This window comes from Nitratireductor sp. GZWM139 (genome assembly GCF_030068685.1).
GTDB classification, from domain to species: Bacteria; Pseudomonadota; Alphaproteobacteria; order Rhizobiales; family Rhizobiaceae; genus Nitratireductor; species Nitratireductor aquimarinus.
Genome location: NZ_JAMQML010000002.1, coordinates 244,284 through 268,349 on the forward strand (window position 1 = coordinate 244,284; position 24,066 = coordinate 268,349).

The window sequence follows — 24,066 nt, forward strand, 5'->3', positions numbered from 1 at the left end:
AAGCGATGTATAGCCAAGGGCTTATCGGCGCTAAGACCGATACGAACGAAGACGAGGCTTTCCTCGCCGCGTTTCAGGCGCGCATCGACGCCGAAGAGAAAATCGAGCCCAACGACCCGATGCCGGAGGGCTACCGCAAGACGCTCGTCCGCCAGATCGGCCAGCACGCGCATTCCGAGATTGTCGGCATGCTGCCGGAGGGCAACTGGATCACGCGCGCCCCGTCGCTGCGCCGCAAGGCGGCCCTGCTCGCCAAGGTGCAGGATGAGGGGGGCCATGGGCTTTATCTTTATTCCGCCGCCGAGACGCTGGGCGTTTCGCGCGAGGAGATGACCGAGGAGCTTCTGTCCGGCAAGGCGAAGTATTCCTCCATCTTCAACTATCCGACGCAGACCTGGGCCGACATCGGCGCGATTGGCTGGCTTGTGGATGGCGCGGCCATCATGAACCAGATCCCGCTCTGCCGCTGTTCCTACGGCCCCTATGCGCGCGCCATGATCCGCGTGTGCAAGGAAGAGAGTTTTCACCAGCGTCAGGGCTACGAGATCATGATGACGCTGGCGCGCGGCACGCCCGAGCAGAAGGAAATGGCGCAGGATGCGCTGAACCGCTGGTGGTGGCCCTCGCTCATGATGTTCGGTCCGCATGATGGCGACAGCCAGCACAGCGACCAGTCCATGAAGTGGAAGATCAAGCGCTTCACCAATGACGAGCTCAGACAGAAATTCGTCGATGCAACGGTGCCGCAGGGCGAGTTCATCGGCCTGACCTTCCCCGATCCGGACCTGAAATGGAACGAGGAGAAGGGCGGCTACGATTTCGGCGCCATCGACTGGGATGAGTTCTGGCGCGTGGTGAAGGGGCATGGCCCCATGAACCGCGACCGCATCGCCGCCCGGCAGAAGGCCTGGGACGATGGCGCATGGGTGCGCGAGGCGGCCCTTGCGCATGCGGAAAAACGAAATGCCCGCCGCGAAGCGGCGAAAATGGCGGCAGAGTGAGCGGAGAGACGCTATGAGCAAGAACCAGATCCCCCTTTGGGAAGTCTTCATCCGCCCGCGCAACGGGCTGGCCCACAAGCATTGCGGCTCGGTGCACGCCGCCGATGAGGTGATGGCGCTTCAGGCTGCGCGCGATGTCTACACGCGCCGCGGCGAGGGCACCTCCATCTGGGTCGTTCCGTCGTCTGCGATCACCGCGTCGGACCCGGAAAACAAGGACGAGAACTTCGAGCCGGCAATGTCGAAGGTCTACCGTCACCCGACCTTTTACGAGATTCCGGAAGAAGTGGGGCATATGTGATGGCCGCTGCTTCTTCCATCGCTCCTTCCATCTCCGGCGAAACGCTGACGGCGTTCCTCTTGCGGCTTGCCGACGATCATCTGGTTCTCGGCCACCGGCTTTCGGAGTGGTGCGGCCACGCGCCCATGCTGGAAGAGGATCTCGCCATGCCCAACATGGCGCTCGATCTCATCGGCCAGGCGCGCGCACTCTACCAGTATGCCGGCGAGGTCGAGGGCAAGGGCCGCGACGAGGACCAGATCGCCTATGTGCGCCGCGAGCGTGAATATGTGAACTGCCTGATGGCCGAGCGCCAGAATGGCGATTTCGCACACACCATGCTGCGCCAGTTCTATTTCGCAGCCTTCATGCAGCCGCTCTGGCAGGCCATGATGACGTCGACCGACGAGCGTCTGGCCGGCATCGCCGCCAAGGCCGAGAAGGAAGTCGCCTATCACATCCGCCATGCCGGCGAATGGGTGGTGCGCCTTGGCGATGGCACCGAGGAAAGCACCCGCCGCATGAAGGCGGCGGTCGAGGCGCTCGCGCCCTATGTGGACGAGCTGTTCGAGAGCGACGATGTCACCCGCACCGTGGCCGGGGCTGGCATCGCGCCCGACCCCTCCACCCTGCGGCCTGCCTTCGACGCCATTGTTGGCCCGGTCTTTGCCGAAGCTGGCCTTGAATGGGTGGAAACGCCCTATGGCCAGACCGGCGGCCGTCAGGGTCGCCATGGCGAGGCGCTGGGCTTTCTGCTCGCGGAGCTGCAATACATGCAGCGCACCTATCCGGGGATGACCTGGTGAGTGCGAGGTCGGATAAGGTCGTGACAGCCTCCTTCTCCCCGCTTGCGGGGGTCCAAAGGACGGGCCGAGACCAGCGGCTCGGCCCCGGCGGGTCCCGGCAGGGGGATGAGGGGCGAGCCTGCCTCTCGGATGCTGTGCAAAGCCCCTCATCCGACCCTTCGGGCCACCTTCTCCCCGCAGGCGGGGAGAAGGAAGAGCGCGCCTATCGCGCCGCCGCTTCCGTGGTCGATCCGGAAATCCCCGCCGTCACCATTGCCGATCTCGGCATCCTGCGCGGTGTGGAGATGGAGGGCGACGTCGCCGTTGCCCGCGTCACGCCCACCTATACGGGCTGCCCGGCGGTGCTTGCCATTGAGCTCGCGGTGGAGACGGCGTTGCGCGAGGCGGGTTTCGAACCGCGCATCGAGCGGGTCATTTCGCCCGCATGGACGACGGACTGGATCACGGCGGAGGGGCGTGAAAAGCTGCGCGCCTATGGCATTGCGCCACCGGCGAATGCGTCCAATTCCATCCGCTCCCTTTTCGGCGAGACGGAGGTGGCGTGCCCGCGCTGCGGCTCGCTCGAGACCGCGCGCATTTCCGAGTTCGGTTCCACGGCCTGCAAGGCGCTTTACCGCTGCCAGACCTGCCACGAGCCTTTCGACTATTTCAAATGTATCTGACTGAACCCAGACCGAGGTGACCATGGCCCCGCGTTTTCACGATCTGAAAGTGGCCTCCATCGAGCGCCAGACCCCCGAAGCCGTGGCGATCGCCTTTGAGATCCCGGCCGATCAGGCCGAGGCCTTTGCCTTCACACCCGGCCAGTATCTGACCCTCGCCACCGATATCGACGGCACGGAGGCGCGCCGGTCCTATTCCATCTGCTCCGCGCCCGGCGATCCGTATCTCCGCGTCGGCGTGAAGAAGGTGGCCGATGGCCGCTTCTCCACCTTCGTCAACGATGTCCTGTCGGTTGGCGACACGATCCGCGTGATGCCGCCGCAGGGCCGCTTCACCGCGCTGAAGGGTGAGCGCCACGATTACCTGCTGTTCGCCGCCGGCTCCGGCATCACGCCAATGCTCTCCATCGCCCGCACGGTTCTCGCCCACGAGCCCGAGAGCACCATCACGCTGGTCTATGGCAATCGCTCCACCGAGACGATCATGTTCCTTGAGGAGCTGAACGATCTCAAGGACCGCCATATGGGCCGCTTCACGCTGATCCATCTCCTGTCGCGCGAAACGCAGGATGTGGAGCTCCTGAATGGCCGCATTGATGCCGGGCGCGTTGGCGAGCTCGCCTCCGGCGGTCTCATCGAGCCCGCCGCCATGGATGGCGTGTTCCTGTGCGGCCCCGGCGAGATGATCGACGCGGTTTCCGGCGCACTTGAGACCATGGGTGTCGAGCGTGACCGCATCCGCTTCGAGCGCTTCACGCCCTCCGGCGAAGCGCCCGCGCCCCGCAAGGCATCGAAGGCCGCACGCGAAGCGGTTCAGGATGGTGTTGCCATTGAGGTCGTTGTCGATGGCGTGCGCCGCAGCTTCTCCATGCAGGATGCCGATGGCACCGTGCTCGACGCCGCCCACAAGGCCGGCATCGAGCTGCCTTACTCCTGCGCAGGCGGCATGTGCTGCACCTGCCGCTGCCGCGTTGTGGAGGGACAATCGGAGATGGCCGTGAACTTCTCGCTCGAACCCTGGGAAGTGGAAGCCGGCTTCACACTCGCCTGCCAGACCCGCCCCACGGCGAAGAAACTGGTCCTCGATTTCGACGCCGCCTGATCCGCGCGTTTCATTTCTGACAACCGTCAATGACGCGTTCCTTCTCCCCGCAAGCGGGGAGAAGGTCCCGGCAGGGGGATGAGGGGCAAGCGCCTGCTCTTATGGATTTTCCGCTGCCCCTCCATGTCGCCCCCGCCCTTCGACAAGCTCAGGATGAGGGCTGTGTTGGTGCGTGTGCAGTCGTTGCGACCGGCCTCGAATAGGCGGTTCAAGCTCCCGGTTCGCTTCCCGAATAGCGCAAAGCTCCGCCTGATCAGCGCGCTTCATTTCTGCGCAACCGTCAATGACGCGTTCCTTCTCCCCGCAAGCGGGGAGAAGGTCCCGGCAGGGGGATGAGGGGCAAGCGCCTGCTCTTCTCGTTTGCCACTGTCCCCTTCATGCCGCCGCCGCCCTTCGACAAGCTCAGGATGAGGGCTGTGTTGGAGGGGAGGACTTGGCAAGTCGGAACCACCCTATCAGTGGGCTTTCAAACGTAATCTCGCCTGATCAAAGATAGCACGGTTAATCTGCCTTCTCCCTCATCCTGAGCTTGTCGAAGGGCGGGGGAGAAGGCACGCGCTGACAGTGCCGCAGGCTCACGCCCGCAGCACAAATGATTCTCAGCGCTTCTCGCGGATATCCGTCAGCGTTTTGGCGGGCGTGATGGCTTCCGGGTCGAGCCGGATTTCGATCAGCGCCGGTTTGCCGCTGGCCTGTGCGCGCTCGAATGCTTCGGCAAACGCTTCCGTCTTCTCCACCATTTCGCCATGTCCGCCATAGGCGCGGGCAAGCGCTGCGAAATCGGGGTTGTTGATCGAGGTGCCGGAAACGCGGCCGGGATATTCGCGCTCCTGATGCATGCGGATCGTGCCGAAAATGCCGTTGTTCACCACCACCACGATGATCGGCAGGTTCTCCTGCACGGCAGTGGCGAATTCCTGACCGTTCATCATGAAGCAGCCATCGCCGGCAAACGCCAGCACGGGGCGCTCGGGGAAAAGCGCCTTGGCGGCCACGGCTGCCGGCGTGCCATAGCCCATTGAGCCGGAGGTCGGTGCGCCCTGCGTGGCGAAACGGCGGAAACGGTGGAAGCGGTGCACCCAGGTGGCGTAATTGCCTGCGCCATTGGTGAAGATCGCATCGTCCGGCAGAACGCTTTCCAGATACTCCATGATCGGACCCATCTGCACCGCGCCGGGGCCGGTCTTTGGCGGGGTCGACCAGTCGAGATAGGCCTGATGCAGGCGTTCGGTCTCTTCTGCCCATGGCATGTCACGGGGCGCGTCACCCGGTGCGAGCCCGGCAAACGCCTCGGCAAAGGCTGCCGATGATGCGTTGATGGCAAGCGTAGGGCGATAGACGCGGCCAAGCTCATTGGCGTCGGCGTGCACATGCACCAGCTTCTGGTCGGGATAGGGGCTCTTCATGAGCGTGTAGTCTGAGGACGGCATCTCGCTGAACCGGCCGCCGACGAGCAGCACCAGATCGGCATCCTTGACTGCGGCTGCGAGCTTCGGATTGGGACCGATGCCCACATCGCCGGCATAGGAGGGGTGCAGGTGATCGAACAGCATCTGCCGGCGGAACGAGCAGCCAACGGGCAGGGACCACGCTTCCGCCGCCTTCTGGAAATCGGCCACGGCCTTCTCGTTCCAGCGCGAGCCGCCAAGAATGACGAAGGGCCGTTTGGCGTCCTTCAGGAGAGCGGCAAGCTCTTCCATCTCGGCTGCGCCCGGGCGCGTTTCGACCGGCGTGGCGGCCAGTGCTGCGGGCGCATCCACCAGGCTGGTCAGCATGTCCTCGGGAAGCGAAATCACCACCGGGCCGGGGCGGCCGGAGGTCGCGACCGAAAAGGCGCGCGTCAGGATTTCGGGAATCCGCGCCGCATCGTCGATCTCGGTCGCCCATTTGGCGATGGGGCCGAAGAAGGCGCGGTAATCCACTTCCTGAAACGCCTCGCGTTCGCGGGCATGGCTCGCCACCTGTCCGATGAACAGGATCATCGGCGTGGAATCCTGCATGGCGATGTGGACGCCGGGCGATGCGTTGGTCGCGCCGGGGCCGCGTGTCACGAAACAGATGCCAGGCTGGCCGGTCAGCCGTCCGTGGCAGTCCGCCATCATCGCCGCGCCGCCTTCCTGACGGCAGACAATGTTGCGGATCTTTGAATCGTGAAGCGCGTCGAGCACCGCCAGGTAGCTTTCGCCCGGCACGCTGAAAATGCGGTCGACGCCATTGGCTTCAAGGCTGTCGACGATAAGCTGGCCACCGGTCTTCATTCGCTGTCGTCTCCGATTTCGCGCAGGATCTCTGCCGTGTGTTCGCCAAGCCGGGGGCTTGGCCGTTCATAGGAAAGCGGGGTTTGTGAAAGGGCGATGGGCGCACGCACCGAAGGCAGCGCCGTCCCGTGTCCGTCATCGAGCGAAAGCTGCATGCCGCGCGCCTTCACCTGCGGATCATCGAACATTTCCTCAATCGTGTTGATCGGGCTCGCCGGCACCGCATTGGCGTCGAACTTGCCCAGAAGTTCCGCCTTTTCCCAGCCCGCCAGCGTGGCGACGATGCGCTCGCGCAGCGCCGTGCGGTTGGCCACGCGCGCCGGGTTGGTTGCAAAGCGTTCGTCTGCCGGCAGATCGTCAAGGCCGACGATCTTGCAGAAGCGCTGGAACTGGCCGTCATTGCCCACGGCGAGGATGATGTGCCCGTCCTTCACCGGCAGCACCTCATAGGGCGCGATGTTCATGTGGGCGTTGCCCATCTGCACCGGGCTGTTGCCGGAGATCAGATAGTTCATGTTCTGATTGGCAAGCACCGCCACCTGGCTGTCGAGCAGCGCCATGTCGATGTGCTGGCCCTGGCCGGTCGCCTCCGCGTGGCGGAGTGCGGCCTGAATGGCGATCACCGAGTACAGCCCGGTGAAGATGTCGCTCACCGCCACGCCCACCTTCTGCGGCTCGCCGCCCGGCGCGCCGGTGATGGACATCAGCCCCGACATGCCCTGAATGATGAAGTCGTAGCCCGCGCGCGGCGCATAGGGGCCGGTCTGGCCAAAGCCGGTGATGGAACAATAGACGAGGCGCGGGTTGATGGCCTTCAGGCTCTCATAATCGAGCCCGTATTTTTTGAGCCCGCCCAGCTTGAAATTCTCGATCAGAACGTCAGCGGTGGCGATCAGCTTTTTCAGCTTCTCCGCCTCTTCCGGCTTCGAGAAGTCGAGCGCGATGGAGCGCTTGCCGCGGTTGCACGAATGGTAATACGCAGCCGAAAGGTTCTCGCCATCCGTACCTTCCACGAAGGGCGGTCCCCATTTGCGGGTGTCGTCGCCGCCATTGGGGTTTTCGACCTTGATGACATCGGCGCCCAGATCGGCCAGAACCTGGCCTGCCCAGGGGCCGGCCAGAATGCGCGCCAATTCGATGACGCGAACGCCCTTCAGGGGTGGGTTGTTCATGATCGCCCGCAGCCCTCCAAAACTGATATGCTTTTGAGGTAGCAAACGGCCCGGTCGCCTTCTAGATGCGCTCACCGCATTATTTTGGCATTAATTGATGATTTTTTCGGCCCAGGCCGCAAAGTCCTCCATGGCCTGCTCGCGCCCGATCTCCCTGAGGGATTCGTGCCGGAAACCCTCGTAAATCCTTGTTTCGAGATTCGAAAAGCCGTGTTTGCGCAGATGCGTTTCAAGCTTCCGTGTGATCTTGCCGCCGCGTGTCGAAGGATCTTCCGAACCGCCGACCAGTTGATAGGGCAGGGTCTTGCGCGCTGCCGCAAGCGTCGCCGGGTCGGCGGGGCCCCGACCCAGTTCGAACAGCACCGTCCAGATGCCGACCGACGGATCCCAGCCGGACAGCGGATCGGCGATATAGGCGTCGACCTCGGCAGCGTCCCGCGACAGCCAGTCGGACCCGGTGCGCCGCTCCGGGAAGGCGCTCGCCCAGAGCGCAAAGGTGAATTTCGGCAGAAGCCATGAAGGCACATCCGATCCGAGGCGGAAGCGCTCCCACGCCAGAACGGACCGGCCGGCAAACGCTTCCAGCGCGGTGGTCAGTGGTGCGTTCCACACCGCAGCACCCGCCAGCCGGTCGCCATGGCGAAGCGCGAAATTGAGGGCGATCATGCCGCCCATCGAATGCCCGAAGATGACCACCGGCAGACCGGGATGTTCCCCGGCGATATGATCATGCACCGCGTTGACGTCCGTGAGCAGCGTGTCCATCCCGACGCCTGGTCCGAAATGGCCAAGCGGGGCGCCCGGCGCTTTTGTTTCGCCATGGCCGCGATGGTCGTGTGCATAGACGTGAAAGCCACGCTGCGACAGGAAATCGGCGAAGGCCGCATAGCGCGCGGCATGCTCCGCAACGCCATGGTTTATCTGCACGGCAGCGCGCGCCTCGCCGCTCGCCGAGCGTTTGAACAGATGCAGATCAGCACCGGTCGGCGTTGCAAGCCGCGTTTCGATATCGAAGCCCATCTTCCCTCCGTGCTGCGGATTGCCCCGCCGCTTCGTTTGGCCTACATACGCTGCTCAACAGGTTCCCCCCAATTCGAGTGAGACGGAGCGCGACGAGCCACATGGCACGCCAATTCATCTACCACATGTCCGGCCTCAACAAGGCCTACGGCTCCAAGAAGGTTCTTGAGAACGTTCATCTGTCCTTTTACCCGGACGCCAAGATCGGCATTCTCGGCCCCAACGGCGCGGGTAAGTCGACCGTGCTCAGGATCATGGCCGGTCTCGACAAGGAGTTCACCGGCGAAGCATGGCTCGCCGAAGGCGCGACCTGCGGATATCTGCCGCAGGAGCCGCAGCTTGATCCGGCCCTCGACGTGATGGGCAATGTGATGGAGGGCGTCGCCGCCAAGAAGGCGATCCTCGACCGTTACAACGAGCTGATGATGGACTACTCCGACGAGACGGCGGAGGAGGCTTCCCAGCTTCAGGATCAGATCGACAGCCAGAACCTCTGGGATCTGGAAAGCCAGGTCGAAATGGCCATGGAAGCGCTGCGCTGCCCGCCGGCCGATGCATCCATCGACCATCTGTCGGGTGGTGAAAAGCGCCGCGTGGCGCTGTGCCAGCTTCTCCTGCGCCAGCCCGATCTGCTGCTGCTCGACGAACCGACCAACCACCTCGACGCCGAAACGACCGCGTGGCTTGAAAAGCACCTGCGCGAGTATCCCGGCGCCGTGATGATCATCACCCACGATCGCTACTTCCTCGACAATGTCACCGGCTGGATTCTCGAGCTCGACCGTGGTCGTGGCATTCCCTATGAAGGCAATTACACCGCCTATCTGGAAGCCAAGGCCAAGCGCATGGCGCAGGAAGGCCGCGAAGAGGCCGCCCGCGAGAAGGCGCTGTCGCGCGAGCGCGAGTGGATGGCGGCCAGCCCCAAGGCCCGTCAGGCCAAGTCGAAGGCCCGTATCCGCGCCTATGACGAGCTGGTGCAGTCTGCCGCCGACCGGCGTCCCGGCGATGCGCAGATCATCATTCCGGCCGGCGAACGTCTCGGCAATGTGGTCATCGAGGCCGAAGGCCTCTCCAAGGGCTATGGCGACCGCCTCCTGATCGACGGTCTCGACTTCAAGCTGCCGCCCGGCGGCATTGTCGGCGTGATCGGCGCCAACGGCGCGGGTAAGACCACGCTGTTCCGCATGATCACCGGCCAGGAAAAGCCCGATGGTGGCGAGATCCGTGTCGGTGAGACCGTCAAGCTGGGCTATGTCGACCAGAGCCGCGACTCGCTCGACCCCGACAAGACGGTCTGGGAAGAGATTTCCGGCGGCAACGACATCATCAAGCTTGGCGCTCACGAAGTGAACAGCCGCGCCTATTGCTCGTCCTTCAACTTCAAGGGCGGCGACCAGCAGCAGAAGGTCGGCTCGCTGTCCGGCGGTCAGCGCAACCGCGTTCACATGGCCAAGCTGCTCAAGGAAGGCGGCAATGTCCTGCTGCTCGACGAACCGACCAACGACCTCGACACCGAGACGCTGGCCGCACTCGAAGACGCGCTGGAAAACTTCGCCGGCTGCGCCGTTATCATCTCGCATGACCGCATGTTCCTCGACCGTCTGGCCACGCACATCCTCGCCTTTGAAGGCGATAGCCATGTGGAGTGGTTCGAGGGCAACTTCGAGGATTACGAGCAGGACAAGATCCGCCGTCTCGGCCCCGACAGCGTCAACCCCAGACGGGTGACCTACAAGCGCCTGACGCGGTAGACAGACCGATACGTGTCTGTAGAATGAGCATTCGGGAAGGGGCTTCGGCCCCTTCTCTTTTTGCGTTCACACTCTGTTTGAGTGTTTCGTTCATTATTGCATCGTGAACGCCCGGGGCAGTGTTTCCTTGACACCGTGGCGTCACGTCGTAAATCGGCCATAGATCGCCATGTATCCATTCGGACGCAAAAGGGACGATCGAAACTATTTGTGGGGCGTCGGATCAACCGAAACCGGTTTCCGGTCCGAACCTCCAGAAGGCAAACACAGGCACGGATCATGCTGCGCACCAGCGAGCAAGAGGCTTCAGACTTCGCACCGCACCATTCCAACGCCATGACGCGCGTCTGCGTCGGCGGAATTGGCGTCGAAATCCCTGAAGCGTCCATCTCCAATGAAGAATTGGTCGAGAGCTTCAACGCCTGGGTCGACACGGAAAACCCGAAGCGCGAGGCCGCCGGCCTGCCGCCGCTGGCGAAATCTGATGCCGGCTTCATCGAGCATGCGTCCGGCATCCAGCGCCGCCATGTCTATGAGCGTGACGGCATTCTCGATCCAGCCCGCATGGCGCCCAACATTCCCGCCCGCGCCGATGACGAACTTTCCGTCATGGCCGAGTTCGGCGTGGCCGCAGCCCGAAAGGCGCTTGCCCATGCCGGCGTCGAGGCGCGCGATGTCGATCTTGTTATCTGTGCGTCCGCCCATCATCAGCGGCCCTATCCGGCCATCGCCATCGAGATCCAGAAGGCGCTCGGCGCCAGCGGCGCTGGCTTCGACATGGGGCTTGGCTGCTCCTCGGCGCTCGCCGGCCTCCATGTGGCGACCAATCTCGTGCGCTCTGGCGCGCACCGCCGTGTGCTCGTCGTCACGCCGGAGCTCATCACCGCGCACCTGAATTTCCGCGACCGGCAGACCCACTTCATCTTCGGTGACGCCTCCGTGGCCGTCCTCATCGAAGCGCTGGGCGCGAGCGAGGAGCGTCCCGGCCGTTTCGAAATCGTCGACACGCGCAGCTGGACCCAGTTCTCAAACAACATCCGCACCAATTTCGGCTTCATGAGCCGCCTGGCGCAGGACGATCCGTCCTATCTCGCCATGGAAGGCAATCTCATCAAGCAGAACGGAAACAAGGTCTTCAAGGATGTGACCATTGCCGGTCACAAATTCATCGTCGACTTTCTGGCGGAGCACGGTCACACGCCGGAGACCATGCGTCGCTTCTGGCTGCATCAGGCCAATGCGCGCATGAACGCCATGATCCTCAAGCTCGCCTTTGGCGGCGAGGTGGGGCAGGACCGTGCGCCCACCGTGCTCGACCGTCTGGGCAACACGGCAGCCGCTGGTGCAATCATCGCGCTTGAAGAAAAGCACCGGGACATGAAACCCGGCGAGCACGGGCTGCTCTGCGCCTTCGGCGCCGGCTACTCCATTGGCGGCGCGCTCCTGCGCATGATGTGATGCAGGGCATGGCTGCCCGCCGGCAGGTTCAGTCCTGCCGGGCTTCCATGCCGTCTTCTTCCGCCGGATCGAGCAGGCGCGTGGCGCGCCAGCGCGTCAGAACGGTGTTGATGTCGTCCAACACGAAGTGCCGCGCCGCATCCCGGTCATAACCGTCTTCCAGCATCGCGTCGTAATCCGTGTGCTCATGGCGCACATGCGTCACCGTTGCCAGCCAAACGGCGATGGCCGGAGGCAGCGTGCGCAGCTTGCGGTCGTCTGCCTTGTCGCGGATCGCCTCGGCATCCGCCATCGGCGCCCAGGGAATCAGCAACGTCAGCGCCTTGTCGACCGCTTTGCGCCGCCCGGTTGATGCCCGCTTCATGTCCCTGAAAACTCTCTTCTTCCTGTGCGCGGCCCGCATTGCTGCGCGCTGTGCCCCGCTTTGCCGCACGCTTTGCCGCACGCTTTGCCCCACGCTTTGCAGTGTGAACTGCGCCGCCTTGCCAAGCAAGTCGAAACGATATAAACATATCTTTATATGTATCAGGAGAAGCGCATGCTGATGCGTCCGGCAATTCATCTCGACCAGATGGTCGATACGTTGAAGGCGGCGGCTGAAACCAGTCGCCTGCGTATCCTTGCGCTTCTGTCGCAGGGCGATCTGACCGTGACCGATCTGACCGAGATTCTCGGCCAGTCGCAGCCGCGCGTTTCCCGTCACCTCAAGCTCCTGCTCGAAGCCCATCTCATCGTCCGTTACCAGGAGGGTTCCTGGGCCTATTTCCGCCTGTCGGATGCCGACGCCGCGCGTGAATTCGTCGATGGCGTCGTGGTGCGGCTCGATCAGGCCGACCCGGTCATTGAGCGTGATCTGGAGCGGCTTGGCGCGATCAAGCGCCGGCGCGAGGAGAGGGCGGCGGAGTATTTTTCGCAGAACGCGGCAAGCTGGGATGAGATCCGCTCGCTTCACGTGCCCGACAAGGCCGTGGAAGAAGAGCTCCGAAAGCTCATCGGCGACCGGCCGTTCCAGTCCATGGTGGATCTTGGCACGGGCACCGGCCGCATGCTGGAGCTGTTCGCGCCGCTCTACCAGCGCGGGGTCGGCATTGATCTGTCGCGCGAGATGCTTGCGGTGGCCCGCGCCAATCTCGACCGGGCGGGCATCGCCAATGCGCAGGTGCGCCTTGGCGATATCTCCGCCCCGCAGCTTGAGCGTGATGCGCATGATCTGGTGACCATCCATCAGGTGCTGCACTATATCGACAGGCCAGGAAACGCCATCCGCGAGGCCGCCCGGCTTTTGAGGCCCGGCGGGCGGCTGGTGATCGTCGATTTCGCGCCGCATGAGCACGAGTTCCTGCGCGAGGAACATGCCCATATGCGGCTCGGACTGGCCGACAGCCAGATTGCAGAATGGCTCGAAGAGGCCGAACTCGATCTGGCCGAAACACTGGAATTTGCGCCGCGTGGCGAGGCCGGAAAGGGCCTAACGGTCAAGCTTTGGCTGGCCCGCGACCGGCGCATGCAGATTGCCGACGGCATGGCGCCGTCGATTGCTCAGAAGGAGACGGCTTGATGCCGCAACAGCGTTTTTCCCGTCAGCCGGACACGGCTGGCAAGCTCCGTGTGTCGTTCGAGTTCTTCCCCCCGAAGACGGATGCGATGGAGGACCGCCTGTGGGAAACGGTGAAGCGGCTTGAGCCTCTGGCGCCGTCCTTCGTCTCCGTCACCTATGGCGCGGGCGGCTCCACGCGCGAGCGCACGGCCCGCACGGTCCGCCGCATCCTTGAAGAGACGACGCTGACGCCGGCCGCTCACATGACCTGTGTTGACGCTTCACGCGAGGAAGTCGATCAGGTGGTGGCCGAGTTCGTCGAAATGGGCGTAAAGCGCTTCGTGGCGCTGCGCGGCGATCCGAGTGCGGGTGTCGGCGCTGCCTATCGCCCCCATCCCAATGGCTACGCCAATGGCGCAGAGCTCACGGGCGCGATGAAGCTGCAGGGCGATCTCGATATCTCGGTGTCCGCCTATCCGGAAAAGCATCCCGAAAGCCCGGATTTCGCAACCGACATCGACATGCTCAAGCGCAAGGTCGACAATGGGGCGACTCGCGCCATCACCCAGTTCTTCTTCGACAACGATCTCTATGAGCGTTACGTCGAGCGCGCGCGCCGCGCCGGCATCTACATCCCCATCGTTCCGGGCATTCTGCCGGTGCACAATTTCACGCAGGTGGCCAACTTTGCGGGCCGCTGCGGCGCAAGCGTTCCCGGTTGGCTGGCCGAGCGTTTCGCGGGGCTGGAAAACGAACCGCAGATCCACGCTCTCGTGGCTTCGGCGGTGGCCGCCGAGCAGGTTCTGGACCTTATCGAGCGCGGCATTGGCGATTTCCATTTCTACACGATGAACCGTGCGGATCTCGTCTACGCCGTCAGCCACATGATCGGCATCCGCCCGAAGGCGGACCTTGGCGCCGAGCAGCCGGCGGCAGCATAAACCGCTTGTGAGAAAGGGCCGGCGAACCGGCCCTTTTTTATGTCTATCAACAAAATCCGGATGGCTGCCTTCCAGAGCATCGAAACCCTGGATCAACCCTTTTGCATCCGCATGGATGCGGGGAGGGGCTGGGTGGCTGTTCCGGTTATGGCTTTACGGCAACACGCCCATCACGAGAGCGCCGATAAAGACGAATGCCGCACAAATCATCAGTGCATTAACAGGCCGTGTCAGTCCCATGGCAAAGCCTCCTCTGCTTATGCTTCCCGGATTCTAGGGATGGGCGGGTCTGCGGCAAGCGGATTTTATGCTGCGCTGCGGTAGGAATCTGGAAAATCTGACCACTGTCGCGCGCGCCCTTTTGAAATCATTGGGCAATCGGTTTGATTCACTTTGTGTTAACGGATGCGCGCGATCAGCCGCCCGTCGATCACGATCAGGCCCGCCGCGATCAGCGCCATTCCGGCCATCTCGAAACGCGCCAGCCTTTCCCCCAGAAACACGGTTCCAAGCAGGATCGCGCTCACCGGATTGAGGAAGGTTACAAGCGAAGCGTTGGTCGCGCCCGCGCTTGCCAGGACACGGAAATAGATCAGATAGGCGAAGGCCGTCGAAAGGGCGGCCAGCCCGATCACGGCGGCCCAGACATTGCCCGGGAACGCAAACAGGTTGCCCGTGCCGTAAAGCGCCAGAACCAGCGGGATCATGATCACGCTCGAAGCGCTTAGCTGCCCGGCGGCGACGATGGGCGAAGGCACGTTGCGGAAGCGGCGCGCATAGATGAAGGCGAAGCCGTAGGAGACCGCACCGCCGATCATCGCGAACTTGGCCCAGATCGGCCCGCCCAGCCCGGCAAAAAGGCCGGGGCCGATCATCACCGCCGTGCCGGCGATGCCGAGTGCTATGCCAGTGATCTTCGTGACCGACAGTTTTTCATCCGCCGTCAGCATGTTTGCGAGGATGGCCGTCCAGAAGGGCGTCGTTGCATTGAGCACCGAGGCAAGCCCTGCGCCAACCTCCGTCTGGCCCATGAAGATCAGCGAAAACGGGATCACATTGTTCAGGAGCGCCATCACGCAGAAACTGCCCGCAAGCGGTAGCGCCGTGCGGAAAGAAGGGCCGCGCAGGGCGAGATAGGCCTGAAGGATAAGGGCTGCGATCGACACGCGAAACATGACCAGCATGAGCGGCGGCATCTCGCCGACCGCGATCCGCGCGAAGAAATAGGAGCCGCCCCAAACCGCGCCGAGAACGATGAGAAGCGCCCAGTTTTCAAGCGACATATGCGGCGTGGCGGTTCCGGCTGGCGATTGTGCGGTCATCGCATTGTCTTTCGTCTTGGTAACATTCGGGATCGAATGCCTGTCTGGTGCATTAAATCGGAGAGGCACGCGCCGCCCACCCGAAACATGCCTTCCCGTTTCCAGTGCCGGAAAAACCCTTTGGAGGAGCGTTTACTTGAACAGCAAATCCTCTACCCTTCCGGTCCGCCCTAAGCGTTCAACCGAACCCGGAGCCGCCAATGCAGTTTTTTGAGACCGCCCGAGACGCCGCCATGAAGCTTCGTCCGGATGAGCCGATCTACTGCTTCCGGCCCGATGTTCTGAAAGCCGATGCACGTGATTTCATGGGGCAGTTTCCCGGCAAGACGGCCTATGCGGTCAAGACGAATGGCGAGAAACTTGTTTTGAAGACGCTGGCGGAAGCCGGCGTCGATGCGTTCGATGTGGCCTCACCCGCCGAGTTTGCCGCCGTCCGTTCCGTCGCGCCGCGGGCCGAGATGCTCTACATGCACCCGGTCAAGGCGCAGTCCGATATTCGCCTTGCGCTGGAGGAATACGGCATTCGCGTCATCGCGGTCGATCACGAGGATGAGGTCTCCAAGCTGATCCGCGTGGTCCGCGCCCTCGATATCGATCCGGGCACGCTCACCGTCTTCGTGCGCATCCAGACCAAGGGCCACGCGGCCTACGAACTGTCGAAGAAATTCGGGGCCGGTCCCGCTCAGGCGGTTGAGCTTCTGCGGCGTCTGCATCGCCATGGCTACAGGCTTGGCCTGTGCTTCCATGTCGGTTCACAGATCCAGGACCCGGATACCTATGAGCGCGCGCTTGCCTCGGCAGACTGGGTGCGGGGCAGGGCGGGCGTGCCACTCGCCGCGCTCGATGTGGGCGGTGGTTTCCCGGCGGAATATGGCCACGACCCAAACCGCAAGAAGCCCGAAATGCCGAGCCTTGATGAAATCATGGCGCGGTTGCGGGCCGATATCGTGGAGTGGGGCTTTGATGAAATGCCGCTCGTTGCGGAGCCCGGTCGCGTCATCGTCGCGCGCGCCTTTTCGCTCATCGTGCGCGTTCTCCTGCGCAAGGGCCGCCGGCTTTACATCAATGACGGCATCTGGGCCTCGCTCTCCGATTCCTGGACCGGAAAAATCACCCTGCCGGCCCGCTTCATTCCCGACCCCGCGATCCGCAACCGCAATGGCGATCCTGAAAAGGTGGTGCCGTTCAAGGTCTGCGGGGCGACCTGTGATTCCGTCGACATCCTGTCCCGTCCGTTCTGGCTGCCGGAAACGGTGGATACCGGCGACTGGATCGAGATCGGCCATATTGGCGCCTATTCCATGTCGCTAAGAACCCGGTTCAACGGGTTTTATCCCGACACGTTCGTCGAGGTGAAAACGCCTTTCGATGCGGGTTCCGCACCGGAAGGTTTCGCCAGCCTCGAAACCATGGCGGACTGATCGGGCGCGCACGGAAAAGGGAACCGGAACTTGGAAGCGGAAGCACACGCCTTTCCACTGACGGAGATCGCCTTCGTCCTTCTGGTGGCCATTGCGCTCGGGCTCGGCCTGATGCGCCTGAAACAGCCTCCGCTTGTCGGTTTCATTCTGGCCGGTGTCGTCATGGGGCCGACCGGTTTCGGCCTCATCGGCAATTCCGACAGCGTGACCGCGCTTGCCGAGATGGGCGTGCTCATGCTGCTCTTCTTCATCGGCATGGAGCTTTCGCTGAGAGCCTTCATCATGAGCCTCAAACCTGCTGTCCTTGTGGCGGTCGGGCAATTGGCCGTGGCGCTGGCCATCGGTCTGTCCATCGCATGGATGGGCGGAACCGGGCTTTCCGAGGGCATCATCTTCGGCTTCATCATCGGCCTGTCGAGCACGGTCGTCGCCATGAAGATGCTCAGCGACATGGACGAGCTTCGCCGCGATGCGGGCCGCATCGCCATCGCCGTTCTGATCGCGCAGGACATTGCCGTGGTGCCGATGCTCATCATCGTCTCGGCGCTTGGCGGTGCCGACACGAGCCTTCTCGCCATCGCTGCCAAGGTGGCGCTGGCGGTCGGGTTTCTCGGCTGGCTCTTGTGGTGGCTTGGGCGACGCGGCAAGCTGCGCGTGCCCTTCGCTGCCGCCATTGCCGACAATGTCGAGATCCTGGCGCTTGGCGCGCTGGGCGTCTGTTTCGGCGCGGCCGCTCTCTCGGGCTTTCTCGGTCTCTCGCCCGCCTATGGCGCGTTCGTGGCCGGCATTCTGGTGGGCAACTCAAACCTGCGCGCCCGCATCATCCCGGTCATCGAACCGATCCAGAGCATCCTCGTGGTGATCTTCTTCCTGTCCATCGGCCTTCTGTTCGACCTGACCTATATCTGGAACAATCTCTGGATGGTGCTGGGGGCCGCCCTTCTGGTCATCGCCGCCAAGACGCTGCTCAACGTCTTCCTGCTGCGCGCCACCGGGCACGACCGCAACACGGCGCTGATCGGCGGTCTTTCCATGGCGCAGATCGGCGAGTTCTCCTTCGTGCTGGCAGCTGCCGGCCTGTCGGCGGGCGCGCTCGGGCAGGACAGCTATCGCCTTGCCATCGCCGTCACCGCCATCTCGCTTCTCTTCTCGCCGGCGTGGATGTCGGTCATGCGCCGCATCGACTATGTGGCGGCCAAGGGCTTTTCTTCCTATCGTGAAGCGCTGTCGGAGGCCTATGCCGAAGAGATCGGGAATGTGGGTGAGGGGCTCTGGTGGGTGCGCGCCCGCTATCGCGCCGGCCGTCTGACCCTGCGCAAATGGCGCGCCCGCCGCGCGCTTGAAAAGGCCGCAAAAGCCGCCCGGAAGAAAGAAGAGAAGGCGGAAAAGGAAGCCGCCGAGGCGGCGGTCGCATCTGAGGCGACGGAAGAAAAACCCCGGCAACCCGATGAAGATCAGGCTGCCGGGGTGTCTAAAGAAAACGCCTAGAGGTTGGAGAACAGCGTCGGCGTCGGCCAGCCATCGGCGGGCAGGCCAAGGCGCAGCTGTTCCTGACGCACCGCTTCGCGGGTGCCGGCGCCCAGAATGCCGTCGATCTTGCCCACGTCATGGCCGCGCGCGGCAAGCTTGGTCTGCAACTGCTTCATCGTCTCGGGCGCAAGGCCCTGCTCGGGCGAGCGCACGTCAAAGCGCGGTGCGCCGGCAAGGCGCGCCGCCAGATGCGCCGCCGTCAGCGTGTAGATGAGCGACTGGTTCCATTCCAGATAGATGTCGTAATTGTCGTAGACGAGGAAGGCCGGTCCCTTGTGGCCCATCGGCAGAACCACAGCCGTCGCCATGCCATCGGCCGGAAGGGGGCTGCCATCGCGATAGGTCACGCCCATCGCCGCCCATTCCGAGCGCGGCAGCTTGGTCACGCGGCCGGTCTTCTCCCAGGCCATCTGATCGGGCACGCGCACTTCTTCCATCCAGGGCTGGCCGGGCTTCCAGCCGAGCGACTGGAGGTTCTTCGCCGCCGTCAGAATGGCGTCGGGCGAACTGCCTTTCAAATCCACCTTGCCGTCGCCGTCGCCATCGACACCCTTGGTGTAATAGTCGGACGGCAGCATCTGCATCTGGCCGATCTCGCCGGCCCACGCGCCGGTCACATTGGCCGGCACCCAGCCCTGATCGATCAGGTGCAGAAGCGCGATCAGCTGCGGGCGGAAGATTTCCGGCCGGCGGCAGTCATGCGCCAGCGTGGCGAGCGCGTTGAGCGTCGAGAAGTCGCCCTGCACCGCGCCGAAATCCGTTTCCAGCGCCCAGAAAGATGCGATCACCGGGCCGGGGACGCCAAACTCGTTCTGGGCGCGCGCGAAGGTGTTGGCGTATTTCTTCAGATTGGCCGCGCCGTTCTTCAGCCGGTAATCATTGATCATGCGGCCGGCGAATTCGGCAAAGGTCTGGTTGAACACGCCCTGCGCGCGGTCGCGTTGCAGAACCTTCTGCTCGATGCCGGCGCCGTTGAGCGCCGAAAGGCCGCGCTCGCCGATGCCGTCGGCTGCAGCCTCCTGCCGCACGCCTTCCCGCCAGGCGTTGAAATCGCCGCCACATTGCTGCGCCACGGCGCTGCCGGCAAAGCCAAAGGCGAACAGCGCCCCGAGCGCGATGGATTTTCTGCGCATGTGAACTCTCCTTGATAACTCGGGCTGAAGGCGTCTGGCGCGATCAGCTGGCATTGGCCCGGAGCCAGTTCTTCCAGGCTCTGGCGTTGCCGTTGAACACGTTGATATCGGCCTTCCCCTCAATGCCCGGGATCACGCCGGTGCCCGTATATTGCCAGAAGACCCAAGGATGATCGGAATATTTGTCATCCGGATGACCGGCCACCGAGCGTAACCAGAAGGGATAGCCCTTGAAGCTGCTCAGATCATTGTCATCGAAGAAGTCGATCGAGGTATAGATGATCGGCCGCTTGCCATAATGGCGTTCCACCGCGTTCAGGAAGATGCGCATCTCCGAACGCACCTTCTCCGCCGGCGGGCGGATGGTGCAGGTTGGAGAGAAGGGCGTCCACTCCATGTCCAGAACGGGCGGCAGGGCCGAAGCGTCGCGCGGCACATTGCGGATGAACCACCGCGCCTGCTCGATGGCCGGGCGGCAATGGTAGTAGAAATGGTAGGCCCCGCGCGGAACGCCGGCCGCTTTTGCCGCGCGCCAGTTGCGCGCAAAATAATCGTCGACAATGTCGCCACCCTCCGTCGCCTTGATGAAGGCAAAGGAAATGTCGTTGCGGGCAACCTTCTTCCAGTCGATGTCGGCCTGATATTTGGCGACATCCGTTCCGTGCACCGCATAGTGCCAGGGCGCGCCACCCTCCCATTCATGCGGGTCGGTGTCGGCAAAGCGCAGGCCGCCGCTGCTGCGCATTGTCGAGGGTTGCGCCTTGGGCGCAACATCGGAAAAATCATAGTCGACGGTCGAGCAGCCGACGAGCAAAGCGGATAGACTGGCGATCATCAATCGACGCATGATGAGCGGGGCTCCTCAGGGTGCGAATCAGCAAATAGGGGCGTCGCCGACAGAAATAGGCGAAGTTGCCGGCCCCGTCACCACAGGATGAAAGGGCTGGCCGCAAGGGAAGACGGAGAAGACGACGGAATGCGAACTGCTCTCAGGCTCTTCAAATGGCTCCTCGGTCTCCTTGCCGTTGCAATCGCCGGTGCCGCGCTCTGGCTTTACGTCTCGCCGCCCGCGCTCATTCGAGTCGGCTCCAATTACGCCGCCAAGATTATCTGCTCCAATGTGTTCATAGCCGGGCGCGACCCGCAGACCGTGCTCGAGCGCGACGTTCAGGCCCCGGGCCATCCGCTTTTGAAGCTCATGAGCGTGCGGGTCGAGCCGTCCGACGCCACGGTTCATACCGGCCTCTTCGGGGTCTTTGGCGACGGGCTTGCCGTCTATCGTGGTGCGACCGGCTGCGCCGCCGTGCCCGATGGCGATGTGAAGGCGGCGCTGGGCGCCCGTTTCGACAGGCCGGAGCCTGCGTCTCAGGGAACGGATCTGTGGCCGGATGGCCCGCGCATCGACGTTAAGGGGCATGAACTGGTGGCCGAACTCCTCGATGATCCGGCGCTCACCGGCCCCGGCATGCGCGCCGTGGTCGTCGTGCAGGATGGCCGCATCATCGGCGAGCGTTTTGGCGAGGATGTCGCCCATTACACGCAGCCCCTGATCGGCTGGTCCATGACCAAGACCGTCACCGCCGCGCTCATCGGCACCCGCGTCAAGGCTGGCCGCCTTTCCGTCGAGGACAGCAATCTGTTCCCCGAATGGGCGGGTGACGAGCGATCGAAGATCACCGTTGCCGATCTTCTCGCCATGGAGAGCGGTCTCTACTTCAACGAGGATTACGGCGATGTGAGCGATGTCACGCGCATGCTCTATCTCGCCTCCGACATGCCGGCCTTCGCGGCTGACCAGAAGCTTGAAGGTCCCGTTGGCGGGGTCTTCAACTATTCGAGCGGCACGAGCGTTCTCCTGTCGCGTGTCTGGCAGGACACGTTCAATGCGCCACAGGATGCGCTGGCGTGGCCCTATGAGGCCCTGTTCGGTCCGCTGGGCATGGACAGCGCCGTCTTCGAGACGGACCCGCGCGGCACCTATGCCGGTTCTTCCAACCTCTATGCGTCAGCACGCGACTGGGCGAAGTTCGGCCAGCTTCTCCTGCAGGATGGCGTGTGGAAGGGCGAACGCATTCTGCCGGAAGGCTGGGTGCGGTGGATGCGCACCCCCACGGAAGCTTCGGGCGGCGAATATGGCCGGCAGACCTGGCTGCACGGTCCCCGCGCCAACACGCCGCGCGGCGTGCCGGAAGACGAGGGCTTCAACCTGCCGCCCGACGCATTCTGGATGCTCGGCCATGATGGCCAGACCATCACGGTCATTCCCTCGCTGCGCATGGTGGTGGTGCGCATGGGCCTCACGCCCTCACGCCTCGGCTACAAGCCACAGGCGCTGATCGAGGCTCTGGCGAAGATCCCGGGGGAGATGGAGTAGGGGCAGGCGCCAATCTCGGCGCTGTTCGGTTTTGCGGTGGCAGCATTGTGCGTGGTTCGACAAGCTCACCATGAGGGAGGTGGGCTTCGCGGTGAAGACCGGTTTCACGCCCTTGCTCACCAGTTTTGCAGCCAATCCCTTCCGTCATGGTGAGCTTGTCGAACCACGCACCACGTCACTGCAGCAGTATCTCGTCTACTGCGGCAGTTCCACAATCGCCTGCACGGCATAACCCCGAAAAGACGAGTCGAAACGCAGGTTTGCGCCCCGTTTCTCGCATTCCGATTCCAGCGCTTCACGCAGTGAATCACGCGGTGTCACGTGGAAGGCCGCAAGCCAGCGGCGCAGTCCTGCGCGAAACCAGCCGGGCAGGCGCTCCTGCTGGCCGAAATCCACGATGTGCAGCGACCCGCCCGGCGCAACGCAGTCGAGGCCGGCTGCAATGGTCTCGCGCCATGGCGGGATCATCGACAGCGAATAGGAAATGAAAACCCGGTCGAACCGGGCCTGCCCGAACAGCGCTTCGGCATCGAAAGACGATGCATCGGCTTTGGCCAGTCGGGCGTCGATCCCCTCACGCTCCATGCGCCTTCTTGCGGTGGCGAGCATCTCCTGCGAAATATCGAGGCCGAAAAGACGCGCTTTCGGATAATGATCCGAAACGAGCGCCAGATTGCGCCCCGTTCCGCAGCCCAGCTCCAGCACCGCGCCGCCTTCCGGCGCGTTCAGCCCGCCGATCAGCCCGTCACGCCCAAGCAGATAATATTTGCGCGTCAGGTCGTAGATATGGCGCTGGCGGCGATAGACGCCGTCCATCAGACTGGCGTGGCCGGCGGTCTGGGGCATGGCCATTCTCAGGCCGCTTTCACATAGAGGTGGAACCCGCCATAGATCGCCGAGCGGTCATTGGCCGAGAGTTCGCGCGAGCGGAGCTTCTCATAGCGCCACTGGTTCAGAATGTGGTCGTTCACGCGGCCCGGCAGCAGGCTCGGCGCTGCGGCAGTGCGGAAGATGACGCGCGCGCCGGGCGCTGCCGTGCGGGTGATCTCGCTCCACAGCGCGTTGAGCTGATCGTCGTTCATCCAGTCCTGCGCGTCGAGCAGCACATAGCGGTCCACGCTCTGCGCCGGCTTGTTGCCCAGCACATCCATCAGGTTCGCGTGATGCACCGTCACATTGTCTGCCGCAGCGCGGATCGTGTCGAAGTTCCTGCGCTCCAGATAGGCGGGCAGGGTGGCTTCGCCCTGAGCGGGGTAATGGCGGGCGAAGGCCTGCCAGGCGAAATAGTTTTCCTTCAGCGGAAAATGGCAGGCGAGCTTCTCAAGACGGCTCGAAAGAACATCCGCCATGGTGCCGTCACCCGCCGTGATCAGCGAGTCATACTGTGCTGGCGGAATGCCGAGGCCAAACAGCGATGCCTTGCGCGAGGTCGCCCAGCGCACGAGCCCGCGGTCGAACAGCGGGCGTAACTGCTCATCGAAGAAGATGCGCTGATCGCGAAGCGAGCGCGATTTCATGATGTCCGCCGGGTTCACGCCATAGAACTTTGCGACCGTGTGGCCGGTGGCGATGAAGAAGCCGAGCAGGCCCTTGCGGTAGAAATTGCGCGTGAAGGCGTCGATGCGCTTGCGGCCGAGCGGCCCGCGGCTTTCCCAGTGCCGGCGCGACTGGGCGTCGAGCGCTGGCGCGATGAAGCGGCGATAGGCCTCGCTGTTGCTGCGCTGGTTGGTTGCGCCGAAGAAGCGCAGCAGGTCGCCATGGGCGGGCAGCGCCTTGAAGGCGGTGAGCTTCAGCCGGTTGAGCGCCACATGCGCGGCGTTCAGGTCCACGGCGTCGATCTTCGCCGGCTGGCGGGTGAGATAGGCCAGCACATTGCAGCCGCCCGACGCGATGGTGACGATGCGGTGGCTCTCATCGAGTTCCATCGCCGCGATGTCCACGTCCGGGTCTTCCCAGATCTGCGGATAGACGAGGCCCGAAAAAAGAAGGGCGAAGAGGCGTTCGGAAAGGCCTGCGCGCGTGGTGGCCCTGTTCTGATAGACCGCCTTGCCGAGATGTCGGCGGGTGGAAAGGCCGGTGCCGGCTGAAAGATCTGTCATGGGTCTCTCCCCTCAATCTTGTCTTGAGGGGCTACTGCGCTTCCATGACGCGCGCGTGAAACCTGAATGACCGAGTGTGACGGGGCTGTTAAAGGCGGGGTGCAGGTTTGGCCCCGCGCGCCGCCCGTTCGGCAGCGCCTGGCCCCGAACGGGGCTTCAATGGCAATGCGGGCGGAGAAGCATGCTCCCCCGCCCGCAA

At 63.5% G+C, this 24,066-nt stretch carries 21 protein-coding genes; 12 read left to right on the forward strand and 9 right to left on the reverse strand.

What is annotated here, in order from left to right; translation table 11 throughout:
* Positions 1-5: 5 nt before the first annotated feature.
* The 5 genes from paaA to paaE all read left to right on the forward strand — a co-directional run bounded on the left by paaA (position 6) and on the right by paaE (position 3,851).
* On the forward strand, positions 6-1,001 hold the full coding sequence (gene paaA / locus NDI72_RS03595; protein ID WP_113155679.1) for a 1,2-phenylacetyl-CoA epoxidase subunit PaaA: 996 nt from the start codon (positions 6-8) through the stop codon (positions 999-1,001).
* Positions 1,002-1,014: 13 nt separating this feature from the next.
* Positions 1,015-1,302, forward strand: coding sequence for a 1,2-phenylacetyl-CoA epoxidase subunit PaaB (gene paaB, locus NDI72_RS03600; protein ID WP_065814923.1), 288 nt, complete (start codon positions 1,015-1,017; stop codon positions 1,300-1,302).
* Entirely contained in the window at positions 1,302-2,087 is a 786-nt protein-coding gene (gene paaC / locus NDI72_RS03605) for a 1,2-phenylacetyl-CoA epoxidase subunit PaaC (RefSeq protein WP_206994160.1), read from the forward strand. The genes paaB and paaC overlap by 1 nt, the downstream gene beginning before the upstream one ends.
* A gap of 134 nt (positions 2,088-2,221) precedes the next feature.
* Complete coding sequence (gene paaD / locus NDI72_RS03610; RefSeq protein WP_206543914.1) at positions 2,222-2,749, forward strand: 1,2-phenylacetyl-CoA epoxidase subunit PaaD; 528 nt, start codon at positions 2,222-2,224, stop codon at positions 2,747-2,749.
* 22 nt (positions 2,750-2,771) lie between these two features.
* Positions 2,772-3,851: a 1,2-phenylacetyl-CoA epoxidase subunit PaaE gene (paaE, locus tag NDI72_RS03615; protein WP_113155676.1), complete on the forward strand. Its 1,080-nt coding sequence runs from the start codon at positions 2,772-2,774 to the stop codon at positions 3,849-3,851.
* Positions 3,852-4,450: 599 nt separating this feature from the next.
* Here paaE and NDI72_RS03620 read toward each other — a convergent pair.
* From NDI72_RS03620 to NDI72_RS03630, 3 genes are all read right to left on the reverse strand, one after another.
* Positions 4,451-6,109 carry a thiamine pyrophosphate-binding protein gene (locus NDI72_RS03620; RefSeq protein WP_283799633.1) on the reverse strand — a complete coding sequence of 553 codons (1,659 nt, stop codon included), beginning with the start codon at positions 6,107-6,109 and terminating at the stop codon, positions 4,451-4,453.
* Positions 6,106-7,281 (reverse strand): CaiB/BaiF CoA transferase family protein, encoded by a 1,176-nt coding sequence (locus NDI72_RS03625; RefSeq protein WP_283799634.1) that lies wholly within the window; start codon positions 7,279-7,281, stop codon positions 6,106-6,108. The genes NDI72_RS03620 and NDI72_RS03625 overlap by 4 nt, the downstream gene beginning before the upstream one ends.
* Positions 7,282-7,371: 90 nt before the next feature.
* The gene (locus NDI72_RS03630; protein ID WP_206543911.1) at positions 7,372-8,301 is read right to left on the reverse strand and encodes an alpha/beta fold hydrolase; all 930 of its coding nucleotides are present in this window, start codon (positions 8,299-8,301) and stop codon (positions 7,372-7,374) included.
* A 101-nt stretch (positions 8,302-8,402) separates the two neighbouring features.
* Between NDI72_RS03630 and ettA the strand changes: the two genes are divergently transcribed.
* Positions 8,403-10,052, forward strand: a complete 1,650-nt coding sequence (ettA, locus tag NDI72_RS03635; protein ID WP_206543910.1) for an energy-dependent translational throttle protein EttA — start codon at positions 8,403-8,405, stop codon at positions 10,050-10,052.
* Positions 10,053-10,388: 336 nt separating this feature from the next.
* Positions 10,389-11,510: a beta-ketoacyl-ACP synthase III gene (locus NDI72_RS03640; protein WP_283799722.1), complete on the forward strand. Its 1,122-nt coding sequence runs from the start codon at positions 10,389-10,391 to the stop codon at positions 11,508-11,510.
* A 28-nt stretch (positions 11,511-11,538) separates the two neighbouring features.
* Here the strand turns inward: NDI72_RS03640 and NDI72_RS03645 are convergent, their stop codons facing one another.
* On the reverse strand, positions 11,539-11,874 hold the full coding sequence (locus NDI72_RS03645) for a DUF2293 domain-containing protein (RefSeq protein WP_283799636.1): 336 nt from the start codon (positions 11,872-11,874) through the stop codon (positions 11,539-11,541).
* A 174-nt stretch (positions 11,875-12,048) separates the two neighbouring features.
* On the opposite strand from NDI72_RS03645, the gene NDI72_RS03650 reads away from it, so the two are divergent.
* Positions 12,049-13,068 carry an ArsR/SmtB family transcription factor gene (locus tag NDI72_RS03650; protein WP_113156368.1) on the forward strand — a complete coding sequence of 340 codons (1,020 nt, stop codon included), beginning with the start codon at positions 12,049-12,051 and terminating at the stop codon, positions 13,066-13,068.
* Positions 13,068-13,988: a methylenetetrahydrofolate reductase [NAD(P)H] gene (gene metF, locus NDI72_RS03655; RefSeq protein WP_283799638.1), complete on the forward strand. Its 921-nt coding sequence runs from the start codon at positions 13,068-13,070 to the stop codon at positions 13,986-13,988. Before NDI72_RS03650 ends, metF begins: the two co-directional genes overlap by 1 nt.
* A 398-nt stretch (positions 13,989-14,386) precedes the next feature.
* Here metF and NDI72_RS03660 read toward each other — a convergent pair whose 3' ends face one another.
* On the reverse strand, positions 14,387-15,310 hold the full coding sequence (locus NDI72_RS03660) for a DMT family transporter (protein WP_283799639.1): 924 nt from the start codon (positions 15,308-15,310) through the stop codon (positions 14,387-14,389).
* A gap of 200 nt (positions 15,311-15,510) precedes the next feature.
* Here NDI72_RS03660 and NDI72_RS03665 point away from each other — a divergent pair, with 200 nt between their 5' ends.
* Both NDI72_RS03665 and NDI72_RS03670 read left to right on the forward strand, forming a co-directional pair.
* Positions 15,511-16,731 (forward strand): alanine racemase, encoded by a 1,221-nt coding sequence (locus NDI72_RS03665; protein WP_113155668.1) that lies wholly within the window; start codon positions 15,511-15,513, stop codon positions 16,729-16,731.
* Positions 16,732-16,761: 30 nt separating this feature from the next.
* Positions 16,762-18,219 (forward strand): cation:proton antiporter, encoded by a 1,458-nt coding sequence (locus NDI72_RS03670; RefSeq protein WP_283799641.1) that lies wholly within the window; start codon positions 16,762-16,764, stop codon positions 18,217-18,219.
* Here NDI72_RS03670 and NDI72_RS03675 read toward each other — a convergent pair.
* A complete protein-coding gene (locus tag NDI72_RS03675; RefSeq protein ID WP_113155666.1) occupies positions 18,216-19,394 on the reverse strand; it encodes a lytic murein transglycosylase in 1,179 nt (392 codons plus the stop codon). The genes NDI72_RS03670 and NDI72_RS03675 overlap by 4 nt on opposite strands.
* Before the next feature lie 43 nt (positions 19,395-19,437).
* Positions 19,438-20,241, reverse strand: a complete 804-nt coding sequence (locus tag NDI72_RS03680) for a glycoside hydrolase family 25 protein (RefSeq protein ID WP_113155665.1) — start codon at positions 20,239-20,241, stop codon at positions 19,438-19,440.
* 129 nt (positions 20,242-20,370) lie between these two features.
* Between NDI72_RS03680 and NDI72_RS03685 the strand changes: the two genes are divergently transcribed.
* Positions 20,371-21,768, forward strand: coding sequence for a serine hydrolase domain-containing protein (locus NDI72_RS03685; RefSeq protein ID WP_283799645.1), 1,398 nt, complete (start codon positions 20,371-20,373; stop codon positions 21,766-21,768).
* Positions 21,769-21,963: 195 nt separating this feature from the next.
* Here NDI72_RS03685 and NDI72_RS03690 read toward each other — a convergent pair whose 3' ends face one another.
* Together NDI72_RS03690 and NDI72_RS03695 are read right to left on the reverse strand one after the other, a co-directional pair.
* Positions 21,964-22,620: a class I SAM-dependent methyltransferase gene (locus NDI72_RS03690; protein ID WP_283799646.1), complete on the reverse strand. Its 657-nt coding sequence runs from the start codon at positions 22,618-22,620 to the stop codon at positions 21,964-21,966.
* A 2-nt stretch (positions 22,621-22,622) separates the two neighbouring features.
* Positions 22,623-23,867: a BtaA family protein gene (locus tag NDI72_RS03695; RefSeq protein WP_206543903.1), complete on the reverse strand. Its 1,245-nt coding sequence runs from the start codon at positions 23,865-23,867 to the stop codon at positions 22,623-22,625.
* Positions 23,868-24,066: the final 199 nt, after the last annotated feature.